The following is a 531-nucleotide window of genomic DNA, read 5'->3' as shown; positions in this document are numbered from 1 at the left end:
CGAACTAATCCTCAACCACATCGACGATATATTTGGACAGGACATGCATGCCAAGCGTGTTCTTTCCCTCGCCAATGCTACCCTCGGGGTTATCGAGTCAGGTTCACTGGCCATCCACGCCATCGGTAGTGGCCTCTCCTTGGCCAACGGTCTCGAACGTAAACATGCGGTTAAACAGGTGGATCGCCTGCTCACTAACACCAAGCTCAATGTCTGGAGCCTCTTTGACGATTGGGTGCCCTATGTGGTCGGTGAACGTACCGAGATCGTAGTCTCCATGGACTGGACCGAATTCGATGCCGATGATCACAGTACCTTGGTTATCAGCCTGCAAACCAACCACGGTCGCAGTACTCCGCTGCTGTGGAAAACCCATCGGAAATCGTTGCTCAAAGGGCAACGCAATGCCCATGAGAAAGAGCTGCTCACCAAGCTCAAGCAGACGTTGCCAGAGGGTATCTTCGTGACGGTAGTAGCTGACCGCGGCTTTGGTTACATGGAGCTGTTCGAACGCCTGGAGCAAGAGCTAGG

The 531-nt window shown here is 53.7% G+C and carries 1 pseudogene; it reads left to right on the top strand.

The features are described 5' to 3' along the window. Window positions 1-531, top strand: a pseudogene (locus ACLHZ1_RS20575) (IS4-like element ISAs18 family transposase); the annotation flags it as partial.

The organism is Aeromonas sobria (assembly GCF_050266975.1).
Lineage (GTDB): Bacteria > Pseudomonadota > Gammaproteobacteria > Enterobacterales > Aeromonadaceae > Aeromonas > Aeromonas sobria_B.
This window is presented reverse-complemented; position numbering and strand designations above follow the sequence as displayed.